13 protein-coding genes are annotated in these 15,887 nt (G+C 66.4%); 6 read left to right on the top strand and 7 right to left on the bottom strand.

The features are described 5' to 3' along the window. Nucleotides 1–43 precede the first annotated feature (43 nt). Nucleotides 44–2,506 carry a glycoside hydrolase family 3 C-terminal domain-containing protein gene (locus ACFXHE_RS29640; RefSeq protein WP_379387716.1) on the top strand — a complete coding sequence of 821 codons (2,463 nt, stop codon included), beginning with the start codon at nt 44–46 and terminating at the stop codon, nt 2,504–2,506. Nucleotides 2,507–3,051: 545 nt separating this feature from the next. Further along, nucleotides 3,052–3,450, top strand: a complete 399-nt coding sequence (locus ACFXHE_RS29635; RefSeq protein ID WP_379387715.1) for a hypothetical protein — start codon at nt 3,052–3,054, stop codon at nt 3,448–3,450. A gap of 28 nt (nt 3,451–3,478) precedes the next feature. On the opposite strand, the gene ACFXHE_RS29630 is transcribed toward ACFXHE_RS29635, so the two are convergent. The 4 genes from ACFXHE_RS29630 to ACFXHE_RS29615 all read right to left on the bottom strand — a co-directional run bounded on the left by ACFXHE_RS29630 (nt 3,479) and on the right by ACFXHE_RS29615 (nt 8,079). Beyond that, nucleotides 3,479–5,338 (bottom strand): glycoside hydrolase family 5 protein, encoded by a 1,860-nt coding sequence (locus ACFXHE_RS29630; RefSeq protein ID WP_379387714.1) that lies wholly within the window; start codon nt 5,336–5,338, stop codon nt 3,479–3,481. A gap of 150 nt (nt 5,339–5,488) precedes the next feature. Next, complete coding sequence (locus ACFXHE_RS29625; RefSeq protein ID WP_379387713.1) at nt 5,489–5,866, bottom strand: transposase; 378 nt, start codon at nt 5,864–5,866, stop codon at nt 5,489–5,491. A gap of 74 nt (nt 5,867–5,940) precedes the next feature. Continuing rightward, a complete protein-coding gene (locus ACFXHE_RS29620) occupies nt 5,941–6,891 on the bottom strand; it encodes a LysR family transcriptional regulator (protein WP_379387712.1) in 951 nt (316 codons plus the stop codon). A 252-nt stretch (nt 6,892–7,143) separates the two neighbouring features. Next, nucleotides 7,144–8,079, bottom strand: coding sequence for a tyrosine-protein phosphatase (locus ACFXHE_RS29615; protein ID WP_379387711.1), 936 nt, complete (start codon nt 8,077–8,079; stop codon nt 7,144–7,146). Between the two features lie 247 nt (nt 8,080–8,326). On the opposite strand from ACFXHE_RS29615, the gene ACFXHE_RS29610 reads away from it, so the two are divergent. From ACFXHE_RS29610 to ACFXHE_RS29600, 3 genes are all read left to right on the top strand, one after another. Continuing rightward, nucleotides 8,327–9,040, top strand: coding sequence for a hypothetical protein (locus ACFXHE_RS29610; RefSeq protein ID WP_379387710.1), 714 nt, complete (start codon nt 8,327–8,329; stop codon nt 9,038–9,040). A 113-nt stretch (nt 9,041–9,153) separates the two neighbouring features. Further along, a complete protein-coding gene (locus ACFXHE_RS29605; RefSeq protein ID WP_379387900.1) occupies nt 9,154–10,140 on the top strand; it encodes an alpha/beta hydrolase in 987 nt (328 codons plus the stop codon). A 135-nt stretch (nt 10,141–10,275) separates the two neighbouring features. Then, nucleotides 10,276–10,599 (top strand): hypothetical protein, encoded by a 324-nt coding sequence (locus ACFXHE_RS29600; RefSeq protein ID WP_379387709.1) that lies wholly within the window; start codon nt 10,276–10,278, stop codon nt 10,597–10,599. 358 nt (nt 10,600–10,957) lie between these two features. Here ACFXHE_RS29600 and ACFXHE_RS29595 read toward each other — a convergent pair whose 3' ends face one another. After that, the gene (locus tag ACFXHE_RS29595; protein ID WP_379387708.1) at nt 10,958–11,920 is read right to left on the bottom strand and encodes a LysR family transcriptional regulator; all 963 of its coding nucleotides are present in this window, start codon (nt 11,918–11,920) and stop codon (nt 10,958–10,960) included. A gap of 808 nt (nt 11,921–12,728) precedes the next feature. Between ACFXHE_RS29595 and ACFXHE_RS29590 the strand changes: the two genes are divergently transcribed. Beyond that, on the top strand, nt 12,729–14,234 hold the full coding sequence (locus ACFXHE_RS29590) for an enoyl-CoA hydratase-related protein (RefSeq protein WP_379387707.1): 1,506 nt from the start codon (nt 12,729–12,731) through the stop codon (nt 14,232–14,234). Nucleotides 14,235–14,308: 74 nt separating this feature from the next. Here ACFXHE_RS29590 and ACFXHE_RS29585 read toward each other — a convergent pair whose 3' ends face one another. Beyond that, nucleotides 14,309–15,553: a serine hydrolase domain-containing protein gene (locus ACFXHE_RS29585; RefSeq protein ID WP_379387706.1), complete on the bottom strand. Its 1,245-nt coding sequence runs from the start codon at nt 15,551–15,553 to the stop codon at nt 14,309–14,311. A gap of 61 nt (nt 15,554–15,614) precedes the next feature. Then, nucleotides 15,615–15,887 (bottom strand): hypothetical protein (locus tag ACFXHE_RS29580; protein ID WP_379387705.1); only part of this gene is annotated, 273 nt, incomplete at its 5' end.

Genomic DNA, 15,887 nt, shown 5'->3' with positions numbered 1-15,887 from the left:
CTTGGCTACGGGCATTCTCTCCCCCTATCAGAAAGCATCCGCGATGACCCTCTCCGAGAGCGACTGTCCCACCGACCGCGCCGCGGCCGTCGAATCCGCCCTGGCCGCACTGGATCTGGATGACAAGACCGCGCTACTGGCCGGGCAGGACCTGTGGTCGCTGCGCGCCCTGCCCGCGATCGGGCTGCGGTCGCTGGTCATGTCCGACGGCCCGGTTGGCGTGCGCGGCGTCGACTGGAGTGCAGACGACCCCTCACTGACCCTGCCCAGCCCGACGGCACTGGCCGCCACCTGGGATCCGGAACTGGCGCGCCGCGCCGGACGGGTGCTGGCCGCCGAGGCACACCGCAAGGGCGTGCACATGCTACTGGCGCCGACGGTGAACCTGCATCGATCCCCGTTGGGCGGCAGACATTTCGAGGCGTATTCGGAGGACCCGCTGTTGACCGCGGCCATCGGCGCGGGCTATGTGACCGGGGTGCAGGAGTGCGGCGTAGCGGCGACCGTCAAGCATTTCGTTGCCAATGAAGCCGAGACCCAGCGGTTCACGGTGGACAACCAGGTCTCCGAACGGGTGCTGCGCGAACTGTATCTCGCGCCGTTCGAGCAGATCATCGAGACCGCGCGGCCGTGGGCGCTGATGTCGGCCTACAACGCGGTCAATGGCGCGACCATGACCGAGAACCGCGACCTGCAGGTGGACGTGCTGCGCGACGAATGGGGATACGACGGCGTCGTGGTCTCCGACTGGCTCGCCGCACGCGATACGGTGCGTGCGGCACGGGGCGGCACCGATATCGCCATGCCGGGCCCCTACACGGTCTTCGGTGCGGCGCTGGCCTCGGCCGTACGGGCGGGTCTGATCGCCGAGGCGACCGTCGACGAGGCCGTGCGCCGGGTGCTGCTGCTGGCCGCTCGGCTGGGTCTGCTCGACGGTGTCGAACCGGAGGTCCCGGTCTCCGCGCGGCCCGTTCCACCCGACGGCATCGAGACCGCCCGGGAGCTGTCCGCGCGGTCGATGGTGTTGTTGTGCAACCAGAATCAGCTGTTGCCGCTGCGGACCGATCGGGTCGGCTCGATCGCGTTGATCGGCAGTGCGGCGCGGGACGCGCGGGTTCTCGGCGGCGGATCGGCCACGGTCTTCCCGGCCCGGGTGATTGCGCCACTGGACGGGCTGCGCGACGCACTGCCGGAGAACGTCACCCTCACCTACGCCGTCGGCGCGGACCCTGAAACGGGACTCACGCTGGCCACCAAGGGATTCGAACTCACCGCCGTGCTCCGTGACGGGGAAGGCAGGGTGCTCGGCCGGCAGCCGCTCACCGTGGGCCGCGTCCGCTGGATGGACAATGCCCTGCCCGGCAACGCCGACTACGACGCGGTGGCCTCGGTCGAGATCAGCGGCACCTACACCCCGCGCGAAACCGGTCCGCACGAATTCGGCATCGGCGGGCTCGGCAGCTTCCGGCTCATCGCCGCCGGACAGCTGCTCTTCGACGGCGAGCACGAATTGCCCGAGCATGCTGATCCTTTCGAGGCACTCACCGGACAGCCCGTCCCCCACGGCAGCGTCGAGCTGCGGGCCGGCCAGGCGGTGCCGATCAGCCTGCTGGACACCACGCCGCACGGCGCGATCGGGCCCATCCGGGGCGTCAGCTTCAGCCTGGCCGTGCGGGAACCGCGCCAGGACGACGACACGCTGATCGAGCAGGCTGTCGCCGCGGCCGCCGCGGCGGAGGTCGCCGTGGTCGTGGTGGCCACCACCGCTACGCAGGAGAGCGAGGGCTTCGACCGCGCAGATCTGCGGCTGCCGGGGCGGCAGGACGAGCTGGTCGCCCGCATCGCCGCAGTGAATCCACGCACCGTGGTGGTGGTGAACAGTGGCTCTCCCGTCGAGATGCCTTGGCGCGACGACGTTTCTGCGATCCTGCTGAGCTGGTTCCCGGGTCAGGAGGGCGGCGCCGCGCTGGCCGATGTGCTGCTCGGCCGGGCGGAGCCGGGCGGCCGCCTGCCCACCACCTGGCCGGTCCGCCTTGCCGACGCCCCGGTATCGGACGTGCAGCCCGCCGAGGGCGTATTGCGCTACGACGAAGGCATTTTCATCGGCTACCGCGCCTGGCAGCGACACGACATCGCACCCGCCTATCCCTTCGGGCACGGACTCGGATACACCGAATGGTGCTACGAACAGGTCGAAGCAACCGGTCGCCACGTGCGAATCAGGGTGCGCAACAGTGGCTCTCGAAGTGGCCGCGAAATCGTCCAGTTCTATGTCGCACCCACCGAACCCGACGAAAGGCGCCCGCGCTATTGGCTCGCCGGATTCGCCATCGCCGAGGCCGCGCCCGGGGAGATGGTGGACATCGCGATCACGTTGCCGCGGCGAGTCTTCCAGGTGTGGGACGAGGGCTGTGGCACATGGGAATTCGCCGGCGGCGGGTATGAGATACACGCCGCCCGCAGTAGCACGGATTTGCGGGTGTTCACCATCGCGAATATCGATTAGCCCCAACGGAAGACCTCGAAAGGCCGACCCGCCGAACGTGATAGACGTCGGCGGGCCGGATCGGTCTTCGATCAGGTGGTCTCCGGCCGCGGTGGTCACCGCCGCGTCCAAGCCCTGCCCATCCTCGGCCCCGACGACGAGGTGTATGCCGTCCAACCGTGGGTCGCGGCGCCGGATGAACCCATTTGGTGAAAGGTCGTCCGGGGCGGTCGGTTTCACTGGTGAGCTTCCTCACGGTTACCGGTTCGCTGTTGGGGGACACAGATTTACAGCCGGTCATCCGGATGCCATCCGGGTGTCACCGTTGTGGCACGGTTGATGGTCGAGACTGTTATCGCACTCGGTGCCGGTCGACGAGCCTCCAATCGCCCGGTGTCCGCACTCGACGCGAATCCTCCGTTCATGCCTCGCGTCGGCCACGGGAACCCGCGGACACCCTGGCACCGGGTGCACCCCTCGTCGCGCGCCCGGAGGTTTGGATGTTCGAATCGTGCTGTTCCCCTTACGAATCGGCCCATGTGCTGAGAGCGCGCTATGGACTTCCGGTGAAGATGTACGCCGACCGCCCGCTGCTCACCGTCGGCGCTGCGGTCGAGGCGCTGGCGCTGCCCGAATCACTGGGCGACCGGGTCCGCCTGCGGCTGTCCTGGCTGCCGTCCACGCCGGTGGTCGCCGACCCGCGCGACCGATTCTGGACCTTCCTGGTCGCCCCGCCCCTCCCGTATCACCCCGCACCCCAGCGCCTTCGAATCTTCTTGCAGGAGAACGGCGTAACGATGCCGGACCGCGGTAGCCACATCATGCTGCCGACCTCCGACCACGAGCCGGGCTGGCACTGGGCGAACGAGCCGGAGCCGGGCCGGCTCGGATTGCCGCACCGAGCAGTGGTACTGGCCGCCATCCGGCTGTCGATTCTCCAGGGACCCGACCGCGTCCCGGCCTGAACGCCGGGCACAGCGGGCGGGTGCGTGGTTACCTGAGCTTGCGGCAGTACAGGGCGTCCGGATGCCCGTAGCGGGCGTTGGCCCAGGAGAAGGCGATGCCGGCGGCGTATTCGTCCGCGTTGCACTGCCCCTTGTAGTAGCCGTTCGCGTAGTCGCCGCCTTCGCCCGAGGCCGGTCGATTGTCACCGCGGTCATCCCATACGGTGCGGCCGGCGCCCGCCAGCGGAATGCGGCCGGGGGCGCAGAGGACGGCCGAGGTGCCGTCGCCGCGCACGCTGTAACCGATCATGAATTGTCCTTCGGCGCACTGGTATTTGGTGAAGCCATTGGCCCAGTCGGTTGTCACCTTCTCCGTGGCGACCTTGGTCGCCGAGGTATTGGCCTGCCACAGGTTGCCCTCGGTGGCGTCGGTGCACAGGCCGCCCTGCCCGCGTGAACTGATCCCGATCAGGCGCTGGTCGTCGGGGCAGACGAGCTTGTGCGCGCCCGGATCCCAATCGTTCGCGGCCCGCAGCGACGCGTTGTGGTCGTCGTGGATGGCATTGAGCATGGACCAGGCTCGCACCGGAGCGACCTGGCCGGTCTTGCCATCGGCCGCCAGCAGCCGCTGCAGGTGCGCGCCCCGCCAGTCGTCGGCGTCCATGACGCTGCGCTTGCTGCCGTCGGTGTCGTAGCGCAGCAGACCCCAGGCGTTGCCCTTGTCCTGATGCTGGAAGCCGACGATCGGCCAGTACGCGAAGTCGAGGTCCCGATTGATCAGATAGTCGACCATGTTCGGGAACCACGCCTTGTCCAGGCCCTCGGCGTCCTTGCCGATCCCGAATTCGCTTACCCACACCGGCGCGGTGAAATGCTGGTCCGGCGTGGTGGCCACGTACCCCGCGAGCTCGTCCATGGATTTGAACAGGTCGTCTCGGGACATGTCCCGGAACCGAGGATCATGGGTCTCGCCCCCGCTCAGGCCGGTCCCGCCGGTGTTGGCCGGGCCGATGTAGCTGTAGAAGTGGACCGAGTAGACCAGCTTGTGCGACCGGACCAGCGTCTGCGACAACGACTTCAGATCACGCAGCATGGGGCGCTGGTGCCAGGTCAGATCGGTCGGGATGCCGGACCAGTTGATGCCCTCGATCATGATGAGCAGATTCGGGTTGGCGTCCTTCAGGATCCGATCGCCCGCCTGGTGCGCGGCCGCCTCCCAATCGTGGCTGTCGCCCGAACCCCAGTTGGGGTTGTCCCAGGTGTCGCGCCGAACCTCATTGCGCAGATCGGCTCCGATCACCCCCGGATCGCCCTTGTACCGGGCGGCCATGAATGCCCAGTCGTTCACCCAGGTGTCGGTGTCCTGCCCGGAATTCCAGCGTTCGTTGCCATCGACGGCGCAACACCACCGGGTGGTCGTGGCGTGATTGTTGAGGATGACGCCGAGTCCGGCGCCGGTGAGCGCGGCGACCGCCTTGTCGTATACCTCCAGCGGCTTCAATCCGTTGAGCGCCGGATTCGCGGTCAGCCCTTGCACCGGCCGGTCGTCGGCGATCATCTGATTGGAGAACGGCAGCCGAATGCTGTTCAGCCCCAGGTCCTTGAAGTCCTGGACGATCTTGGCGAGCGGGACGCGGTCGAGTCCGAGCGGCGCGCGATGCCCGATTTCCTGGGCGAAGTTGTTCGCCGGATCCTCGTCGTCGCCGCTACCGGTCCAGGTACCGCTGGACCCGTGCCAGTTGCCCGACTTCAGCTTCACCCGATTCCCGGCCTCGTCGACGATATACCGGCCGCGGGTACTCAGCGGACCCTTCAACCCGGTGGGTGCGGCCTGCGCCGCCGGCTCGAGATGAACCGCGGGGACCAGCAGCAATCCCGCGGCCAGCAGCAGAATGGTGAAGGCCCTCATCTTTCCTTCCGGGCAGTCTTCGAAGAGTCGAGGGGCAGGCTCCGCCCCGGGTCACAGTCCGGTGCGGAACCCGCCCGCGCGAGCAGTTCGCTCGCATCGAAGACGTTAGGAGGCAAGGTATCCGAAGAGAAATCAGTATTTTGGGTCCATTCACAACATCGAGTTGTGATTCTCCTGGGATCGACCGCCATCGACCGGGGAAGGCAGGGGCGAATTGGTGTTCATCACGACCGGATTCGGCCGAATTCCGTGCTGGTGAGCTCTCCCGGCGCGCAATATCGCGATGACTCGCTCGAGGTCGGCCACCTGCTTGCGGAGCCGCCTGTTCTCCGCGGCCAGCGCGGCGGAGGGGCTGTCGTCGGTTGCGCATTGCTCTTGCTCGGCGTGGCGAATCCACAGTCGCAGCGCCTCGTGATGAACGCCGAGATGCGCTGCCATGGTACGGAAAGTCGGTTTGGGATCCGACTCTCGGTACAGGCGGATCGCATGCGCCCGCAGCGCGTCCGGGTATTTCTTCGGTGGAGCCACGGAGAAACGTTAGGACACAGTGCAACTACAGAGAAATCAGAATTTTCCGATCGTTGACAAGCCGAGGTTGTCAATCAGAGGTGGGGCGGCACCGTGCAGTCCGCGAAATCGGGTTCCTGTAGCAGGGCGACCAGGTCCGGATGGGTGTCGCGGATGCCGCGGGCGACCTCGACGAACGAGCGGACCAGCGCCGATTCGTGTGCGCCGCGCCAGCCGACCGCCACCTCGTTGGGCGGGGCGTCGGCGATCGGCAGCAGGCGCACGCCCGGAAACGGGATCCAGCGGGCGCAGGCCACGGTGAGGGCCACACCGATCCCGGTTGCGACCTTGTGCAGCTCCTCGAGCAGCGTGTTCGACCGCGACACCACCTGGGCCGGGGACCCGTCGCGGTAGGAGTCCAACTCCCAGAACGCATTCCACACCGGATCGGTGGTGGCAGCCCCGAGCAACGGCTCCCCGAGCAATTCGTGCGCAAAGACCTCGGTACGTGCGGCCAGCCGATGACCGGCCGGCACCATCACCATCAGCGGTTCGGCGAACAAGGTCTCGAAATGGACCCCCGCGTCGACGAAGGGGCGGCGGGCGAAGGCCACATCCACCGAACCCGTGGCCAGCCCGGCCGACGGGTCTTCGTAGGTGAAGTGGCGCATTTCGACGGTTATCCCGGGGTGGCGCTGGCGGAAGGTCGAGAGGATCGGCTCGGTCAGGGTCAGGGCCGCGCCCTCCAATGCGCCGAGGACCAGCCTGTCCTGTTCGCCGCGGTGCACCGACCGTGCGCGCTCGATCGCGACATCCAGGCCGGTGAGAGCGCCACGGACATCCTGCAGGAATACGGCTCCTGCGGCCGTCAATTCGACATTGCGGGTGGTCCGGGAGAACAACACCACGTCCATCGCGTGCTCGAGCTGCTTGATCTGGGTGCTCAAGCCCTGCTGCGAAACATGCAATCGCTGCGCCGCGCGGGTGAAGCTAAGCTCCTCCGCAACCGCGATAAAGTACTGCAACTGACGGGTGTGAACTTCCATGGCGCGCAGTCTAGGTCGATGGATGGTCGGAACCGAACTCTATCGTCGAATAGTCTTCCGCATTGACAAATCGGTGTTGTGAACTGTCCGCGAACAATGATTTCTCTTCGACTTCCCGGTGCGCTAGCGTTTTCCAGGGCATTCGCCATGGCCGGAACAGGAAGCATCCGTTTCTCTTCCACGCTCTGGGTGAGCAGATCGCGGACCGCCGATGCCCGCGGTGACCGCCTGCGGTCTCGGCGGTCCGGACGATCAGGCCAGCAGCTTGGCGCGCAAGGTGTCGATGGTGGCCTGATCCAGGCCCAGTCCGTCGCGCACGTACTTGTCGAAGCTCCCGTAGAGCCGGTCGACCTCGTTGAAAGCCGCCTCCAGCCACGACAATTGGACCGCTTTTGGGTCGCCGAGTTCGGTATTGCTGGCGAGGTAGTCGGCATTCACCACATCCCGGGGTACGCCGAGCAGAGTGAGCAGGACCGCGGTGGCCCAGCCGGTGCGGTCCTTGCCCGAGGTGCAGTGGTAAACCGTCGCGCCGCCGGTGTTCGCGGCGATGGATCGCAGCAGGGTGCCGAAGGCGACGTCCGAGCCGTGGAAGTCGACCATCAACGGATAGTCGATCGATTGCACGAGGTCGGAGGAGCCGTTGAGCAAGCCGTCGATCACGCCGCGCCCCAGGGTGATCACCGGGAATTCGTGGAACGAGATGCCGCTGTCGAAGCTGACCACGTCGGCGACCTTGTACTGTGCGCCCGTCGGCACCCTATCGGGCGCGCTGCTCCGCTCGGAGCCGTTGCGCAGGTCCACATCCAGCGTTACGCCCGCGGTACTCAGCTTGGCCAGATCGGCGTCGGTGAGCCCGGCCAGGCGGTTTGATCGGAAGGCCACGCCGGTGCGGACGGTGTGCCCGTCGGAGGTGCGGTAACCGCCGATATCGCGGAAATTGGCGGCGCCGTCGAGCCGGACCGCCGTCGAGGCGGGTGCCGGCAGGGTGGACACCGGGTCGTTCACCCCGGCGGAACCGGACCCCGCCGAACCCGATGACCCGAAACTTCCTGAGCCGGAACCGGACCCGGAGGCGATATCCGCCGGCTGCGCCGGCGCGGGTGCCGCGCCGAGGGTGGCACCGAGCGTGATCATCCCGGCCAGCGCAAGAGCCGCGGTGTCGGCCCGGCGGGCCTTACGTGGAGACATGTGTACCTACTTACTGTGGGAAAGGGAGCCGCCCGGTATCTGCACGAAAAACGTAGTGGCACACGCGTTCCGAGCGGAAACAGTGGTTCCGGTCCGATTGACAAGGCCAGGTTGTCAATAACCCCGAAAATAGGATTTAAGTTCTCTTCCGTTGTGCTCTAGCGTTTCCCGGCGTGAGCTAATGCTCGAATTCCCCATCGCTCACGGGTAATCGGTTCCGCGTTCTCCGGAACTGTTGGAAGGAATCATGCGTAAGACCCCGAAATTGGCTGCCGGAATTGCGGCCGCCGCATTGGTGATGTCGGGGGCGGGTCTCGCCCTCGATACCGCGACCGCCACCGCGGACACCGCCCCTCAATCCTGCGTTCAGAAACAGCACGTGGACTACAACCCGGGTATCAGCAGCTTCTGGATCACCCACACCTACGACAAATCTGTCGACGTCGCCACGGCCGCGGCGGGCACCCTGGTGACCTACAAGATCGTGGTCGGGACCACCAGCATCGGCAACCCGTACGTCAACTCGATCACCGACTACCCGCCGCCGGGCTTCGACAAGCCGGTCAAGGCCGTCGTCACCGCGTATCACTTCGGTCAGGGTGAGCAGCCCGCTGATGTGACGCCCGAGCCGAACAACGGTGGCTGGAGCGTCAACAGCACCGGATGGTTCGTCAACTCCGGCAACCCGGTCACCGCCGAGTTCACCTACAAGGTGCCCAGCTCCGTCACCGACGGTCAGCAGGTGATGAGCGGCGGCATCAGCGTCGGCGGGACCGTCGGTTCCGGTTCCGATCAGCCGAACATGAGCGTCTGCTTCACCGGTCGCGGCGCGAATCCCGGTGAGGCCCTGCTGGGCAGCCTCGACCAGGGCGGCTTCGGCTCCTCGCAGAATCAGCTCAGCTCGACCGGTTCGGTCACCGACACCATCGCCAACGTGATCAAGCGCCTGATGGGCAGCTGATTCACCGGCCCGATTCTCCTGGGGCGTGGCGTGTGCGCGGCCGCCACGGCCCAGGACCCTTCCACCATCGTTCGGAGGAGCCAGTCGTGTCGCCCAGGCGGAGTTTCGCGTCGATGATCGCGTCGTGCGCCGTTGCCGCAGCTCTTTTGTATGTCGCGCCGGGTGCGCTGCAGATTTCGCGGGCCGAGGTCGGTTCCCATCTGGATCACATCGATCGCGCGGGACAGCGGCAGCAGATGTTCTATGTGTATTCGGCTGCCATGCAACGAGTAATCCCGTTGCAGGTTCTGACGGCCGCCGAATCGACCACGCCGAGCCCGACTCTGTATCTTCTGAATGGCGCGAGCGGCGGTACCGATATCACCAATTGGTACAGCAGAACGGATATCGTGTCGTTCTTCTGGAACAAGAACGTGAATGTGGTGACTCCGGTCGGCGGCGAGTTCTCCTATTACACCGATTGGCGGCAGGACGATCCGGCCTTGGGGCGCAACCGCTGGGAGACGTTCCTGACCCGGGAACTTCCGCCGATCATCGACGCTACCCTGCACACCTCGGGTGCCAATGCGATTGCGGGCGTATCCATGTCGGCCACCTCGGCACTGGATCTCGCGTCCGCCGCGCCGATGGTGTACTCCGCGGTCGCGGCCTACAGCGGCTGCGCCTCCACCTCCGACCCGGCCGGCCGCGCCTACATCCGGCTGGTGCTGGCGCGCGGCGACGGCGACCCCAAGAACATGTGGGGGGCCGACGACGATCCGGCCTGGCGCGCCCACGACGCCGTCCTCAACGCGGACAGCCTGCGCGGCAAGGCGATCTACCTCTCCAGCGGCACCGGCCTGCCCGGTCCGGCCGAGGCGCTCACCGGGCAGCCCACACCCGACCAGATCATCACCAAGGCGAATCAGATGGTGCTGGGCGGCATGATCGAGGCCGCTACGAACACGTGCACCCATCAACTCGCCGATCGGCTGAGCGCACTGGACATCCCGGCCCGGGTCGACTTCCGCGCCACCGGAACGCATACCTGGCACTACTGGCAGGACGACCTGCACAATTCCTGGCCCCTCCTCGCCTCCGCGCTCGGCACGGCTCAGTGAGCACTGCTACCCCGCGGGCCACGGGCAAGCCGACCGGATCCCTGTCCCGTCCGGGCGGAGCCCATCGGCCCAATTCCAGTCCGCGCACGGTCAATTCGGACCTCGCGGCGACTCCAACCCATGAAGGAATCCGCCATGACATTTCGATCCCCCGCACGGGCCGCCGTTGCGACGGCGCTCGGCGTCAGTGCACTGACCCTCCTCGGCGTCGGGACCGCCACGGCCGCCCCCGCGACGGTCACCTGGACCGACAACGGCACCGTCTACAACCGCACGATCGGCACCGCGATGACCACGGGCATCGAATACCTGTCCAATCTCGGCCACCATGCCGACTTCAAAACCCAGGGACCCGCGATCACCGTCGGTGGCACGGCCCCGGGCGGCGGCACCGGCAGCTCCGACGGCCTCGGCTCTCTCCTCGGACCTCTCCTCGGCGGGCTTGGTTCCAGCAAATAGCGCCGCGAATTCCGTTGAACGAGGCCCGGAACCATCAGGTTCCGGGCCTCGTTCGTGGGCTGAGGTGACCGCGTGCAAAAAGCGGGGCCGAGTCGTTGTCGAACGACTCGGCCGCGCTTTGGTTATTGCGCCCGGGGCGGAGTGATTTACGCTTTGGTCCCCGCGGAGCCGCTGAATAGATGCTTGATCAGCTCCGAAACGAGCGCGTCCACAACGAGATTGGCCAGGGAACCCATTTTTGTGCTTCTCCTTCAGATGTTTCCGAATGAGCCTTCGCTCACCTCGAAAAACGTTATGGCACAAAGGAAAAGAACAGAAATCAAATATTGGAGATGATCGACAAGGAGTAATTGTGGATTCAGGAGGACAACGCGGGAACGGGAGTGGTGTGCCGTTCGCGGCGGTGCGGTGTCTCGAGCCGGGCGATAAGGTCCGGATCGGCTGCGCGGACCCGCCGGGCGACGTCGACGAAGGACCGTACCAGCGGGGTCTGGTGTGCGGCGCGCCAGCACACGGCGACCTCGCTCGGGGCGGCGTCGGTCACCGGAACGACGCGCACACCGGGGAATCGGATCCAGCCCGCACACGGCACCGTCATCGCGATGCCCGCGCCGGTCGCGACCTGATGCAGCTCTTCGAGCAGGGTTTTCACCGGGAAGACGGCCGGGGCGGGGCGCCCGTCACGGTGAGATTCGAGCCGCCAGAAGGCATTCCACACCGGATCGGAAGGCCCCGACGCGAGGATCGGATCGTCGAGCAGTTCCGCGACCGTGACCTCGGCGCGGTCGGCGAGGCGATGATGCGTGGGCAGCATCGCCATCAGCGGCTGGGCAAACAGCGGCTCGAACCGCAGCCCCTCGTCGACGAACGGGCGGCGCACGATGGCGACATCCACCAGTCCGTTCGCCAGACCGGCGGACGGGGTGTCGTAGGTGAAGTGACTCAGTTCGACGGTCACCTCGGGATGACGCTCCCGGAAGGCGGCCAGAATCGGTTCGGTCAAGGTCAGCGCGGCCCCTTCGAGGCAGCCCAGCACCAGGCGATCGTGTTCACCGCGATGCACCGCCCGTGCTTCCTCGACCCCGAAATCCAAGTTGGCCAGCGCATCTCGAACGTGTCGCAGAAACACCGCGCCGGCCGCGGTGAGCTCCACCTGCCGCGTGGTCCGCGAGAACAGCGTGACGTCCATCTCGTGCTCCAGCTGCTTGATCTGTGTGCTCAGACCCTGCTGTGACACGTGGAGCCGTTGCGCGGCCCGGGTGAAACTCAATTCCTCCGCGACCGCGATGAAGTACTGCAACTGCCGAGTATGAACTTCCATGAGGGGCAGTCTAGGCTGGTCAGACGTCTGAAATGAGACGTTTCCTCAACTCTTTCGAGTGGTCGGCAATTTTGCAGCAGCCATGCACGATGCGTGTTCGAATGCCGGGATCGATGGTTCGGCGGAAACGATCCGGCACCGCCACGTCATGTATTGCGGCAAGCAAAGTAGACCGTATGTCCGCCGTTCCGACCTCGCTCTCGCTCCGACTGCGGCGCGAACGCGGCTACTTGCCATAGATCGCTGAGGTGAGCAGATCTCCGGGGTAGGTGGCGACCGTCGGTGCGAGCCAAGTCGCGGCGCAGTACTGGCTGGAAGCGTTCGCCGGGCCTCCAAGGGTGATGCGGTCGATGCGGCAGTCGCGCTGTGCTGGGGCGGTCTGTCGTCGGTGGTGCGTCGGCCGGTCCCTCATGGGCAAGGTGTTGATTCATATGTTTCCCGAGTGGCGGGCGCATCCGTAGCGCAATCCGTCCCATAGGGTGCTGCTGATGGGTAGGAGCACCTGAGAGACATTTCTCTGTTCGTCATTGTTTCGAATTTCTGGTGGGTATCGGTTTGTGCCGCCACGAGCTCAGTTATAAGGAAACCAATGCGAATCCTGCTTCTCGCAAGCGCATTCAACAGCCTCACGCAGCGTATTCACGCGGAATTACGGCAGCGGGGGCACCGCCTGGGGGTCGAGTTGGCACTCGGTGACGACGAGTCACTACGGGCGGGTGTAGCGCGATTCCGGCCCGAGTTGATTCTTGCGCCGATGCTGACAGTCGCTGTGCCAGAAGATATTTGGTCGGAGAACACAGTGCTGATCGTGCATCCGGGTCCGAAAGGAGACCGGGGTCCGTCTGCGCTGGACTGGGCGATCAGTTCCGGCGCCACCGAGTGGGGCGTCACCGTTCTGCAGGCCGTCGCGGAATTGGACGCGGGTCCGATCTGGGCCTCGGAATCGTTTGTGATGCGGCCCTGCGGGAAAAGCGAGTTGTACCGTACCGAGGTCGCCGATGCCGCGATGTGTGCAGTATTGCGGGCGGTTGACCAATTCGAGCAGGGAGACTTCGAGCCCGAACCCCTCGACTACGACCGTCCCGATGTCCACGGACGACAGCGGCCATATCACGCGCAGGAGTTTCGACGTATCGATTGGTCCAGCGACAGCACGGAAGTGGTGCTCCGCAAGCTGCGCGCGGCCGACTCCCAACCCGGCGTGCTGGACGAGCTGTACGGACGCCAATACTTCGTACACGGCGGGCATCGCGAGGATCGACTGCGCGGGGCGCCGGGCGCCGTTCTCGCTACCCGGGATGGCGCGATCTGCCGAGCCACCGTGGACGGCGCGGTCTGGCTACCGCAGCTGCGCAGCCGCCGGATACCCGGCGGCCCAGCGACTTTCAAACTGCCCGCCACCGCGGTGATAGACCGCGAGCTCCTGGCCGGAGTACCGGACCTTCCCATTTCGGCAGCCGAGGCCGCAACCCGCGATACCTGGTCCGAGCTGCGGTACTACGAACTCGGGAACGTCGGCCATCTCGAATTCTCTTTTGCCGGTGGAGCAATGAGCACAGACCAGTGCCGACGGCTACTCGACGCGTATCGGCAGGCGTGTGCTCGCCCGACAACCGTGCTCGTGCTGGGGCCGGCGCGCGACCTCTTCTCCAACGGCATCCACCTCAACGTGATCGAAGCCGCCGCGCACCCCGCCGACGAGTCCTGGCGCAATATCAACGCCGTCGACGACCTGGTCGAGGCGATTCTCACGACCATGGACAAACTGGTGATCTCGGCGCTGGCCGGGAACGCGGCTGCGGGTGGAGTGATGCTGGCGCTGGCCGCTGACGAGGTCTGGTGCCGGGAGTCCACCGTGCTCAACCCGCACTACCGGCTGATGGGTTTGTACGGGTCCGAGTATTGGACCTACACGTTGCCACGCCGCGTCGGTACACAGCAGGCCGATCGGCTGATGCGGGAAGCACTGCCGGTCGGTGCACGCGCCGCCGAGGCTCTCGGCCTGGTGGACCGCGTCGTCCCAGGAGATGTCGGAGAATTTCGCGCCTGGGTGAGGCGAGAGGCCGCCACATTGTCGGCGGCCCTGTCCACCACAGCGGGTCGACTGCTCGAGAAGAAGCTCTGCCGCGCAGTGGACGAGGCGGCAAAACCCTTGGCGGCGTATCGATCCGAGGAACTCGGCCGCATGCGTCAACACTTCTACGGCGTGGGCGAGCCCTATCACCGGCTCCGCCACGACTTCGTGACGAACGCTCGCCCCTCGGCCACGCCCGCCCACATTCTCCGACAACTCACGCAAACGGAGCAGACCTGATGGTTATCGATCACTTCAGGGTGCGCACCAGGCTCACCTGGCCGCCGAGCCCACCGACGTCCCGACGCTGCCAGTCAGCTGATCCCCGTGCTGAGATCCTGTGGTTGGGGGTGTGCGGTGTCGGTGGCGGCGCGGACGACGGGGGCGAGCAGGCGGGGGAGGATGAACTGGTCGCGGGGTAGGTGTCGTGCGTCGGGGAGCCAGTTGTGTACGAGTCCGACGGCGAGGCCGCTGTCGGGGTCGGCCCAGCCGCCGGAGCCGGCGAGTCCGCCGTGTCCGAAGCCTCGTGGTGCGCCGGGGGCTGGGATGGAGTGGTAGCCGAGTCGCCAGCCCATGGGGAGCAGCAGGTTTCGGTCCGGGAGCCAGGTCTGCACGCGTGATATCTGCTGTACCCGTGATCGTGACAGCAGGGGGGTGTCGGTGACGATCGTGTTGTAGACGGAGGCGACGGCGCGGGCGGTGAATACTCCGTTGGCGGCGGGCATTTCACCGGTCAGGATCGCTGGGGCGGTTCCGGAGGTGAGCTGTTCGATGCCGTGGGTGTAGATGGATCGGACGAATCCGGTGCCCGGGAGGGGGAGTCGTCCGGCGATCCGCAGGACGTGGGCGGCGCCGGGGATGCCGAACGGGACGCGTGATCCGTGCGAGACAGCGACGGTGGTGTTCGCCGACGATGGTGGGATGCCGAGGTGGAGGCCGTCGGTGCCCAGGGGCTCGGCGAGTTCGGTGCGGTAGAGCTCGCTCATGCCCTTACCGGTGACCGCGCGGGCGATTCCGGCGGCCAGCCAGCCGAAGGAGATCGCGTGGTATGCGGGTATTCCGCGCCATCGGTCCGGTGCGGCGGCGGCGATCCGCTCTTCCATCAGGTGGTGGTCGACCAGCTCGTCGAGATTCTTGGCCAGCGGTGTGACGTGGGAGAGTCCGGCGCGGTGGCTGAGGACTTCGGCGACGGTGATCTTCTTCTTGCCGTTGGCGGCGAAGGCGGGCCAGTATTCGGCGACCGGTGCGTGGTAGTCGAGCAGTCCGCGTTCGGCCAGCCGGTGCAGCACGGTGGCGGTGATGCCTTTGGAGGTCGAGTACGACAGCGCGGCGGTGTTGTGTTGCCAGGCGATGCCGCGGTCGGGGTCGGCGGTGCCGGTCCAGACATCGATCACGGGGCGGCCGCGGTGGTAGACCGCCAGTGCGCCGCCGCCGCGGCCGGTGGAGAACAGCCGCGCGAATGCGGCGATCGCGTCGGCATAGCGGTGTTCCCAGGTGCCGTGCACGATGGTGCCGGACGCGTGGGGGTGATCGTGTCGGGAAGGAAGCGGATCAGGCACGTCGTTGTCGCCTTACTCGTTGCCGAATTTCTTTGCAGCACAGGGGAATCGGAATGTGGTGTTAGCCGGGGACGTAAGCGGTCGAGGAGTCGGGGTAGGCGCGCCACGCCCATGACAGCGAGTCCAGCAGGTTGCGTTTGAGCGTGCGCGCGTCGCGGGTGTCGCTGGGGGTTTGGGTGAGGGCTTCGCGGATCATCTGCACGAACCGCCAGCGGGTGACGCCGAAGGCGACGAGCAGTTCGCCGGCGCTGGCGCCGCCGGAGGGGGCCCGTCGGATCGCGAACTCGACCACGGATCTCGCGGTCGTGTCGAGGGATTTGTTGGCCGCCAGAAA

Source organism: Nocardia sp. NPDC059229 (assembly GCF_042754165.1).
Classification (GTDB): domain Bacteria; phylum Actinomycetota; class Actinomycetes; order Mycobacteriales; family Mycobacteriaceae; genus Nocardia.
This window is presented reverse-complemented; position numbering and strand designations above follow the sequence as displayed.

Coding starts and splice junctions, on each gene's coding strand:
- ACFXHE_RS29640 (WP_379387716.1), top strand. CDS start 44: ATGACCCTCTCCGAGAGCGACTGTCCCACCGACCGCGCCGCGGCCGTC.
- ACFXHE_RS29630 (WP_379387714.1), bottom strand. CDS start 5,338: ATGAGGGCCTTCACCATTCTGCTGCTGGCCGCGGGATTGCTGCTGGTC.
- ACFXHE_RS29620 (WP_379387712.1), bottom strand. CDS start 6,891: ATGGAAGTTCACACCCGTCAGTTGCAGTACTTTATCGCGGTTGCGGAG.
- ACFXHE_RS29615 (WP_379387711.1), bottom strand. CDS start 8,079: ATGTCTCCACGTAAGGCCCGCCGGGCCGACACCGCGGCTCTTGCGCTG.
- ACFXHE_RS29610 (WP_379387710.1), top strand. CDS start 8,327: ATGCGTAAGACCCCGAAATTGGCTGCCGGAATTGCGGCCGCCGCATTG.
- ACFXHE_RS29605 (WP_379387900.1), top strand. CDS start 9,154: ATGATCGCGTCGTGCGCCGTTGCCGCAGCTCTTTTGTATGTCGCGCCG.
- ACFXHE_RS29600 (WP_379387709.1), top strand. CDS start 10,276: ATGACATTTCGATCCCCCGCACGGGCCGCCGTTGCGACGGCGCTCGGC.
- ACFXHE_RS29595 (WP_379387708.1), bottom strand. CDS start 11,920: ATGGAAGTTCATACTCGGCAGTTGCAGTACTTCATCGCGGTCGCGGAG.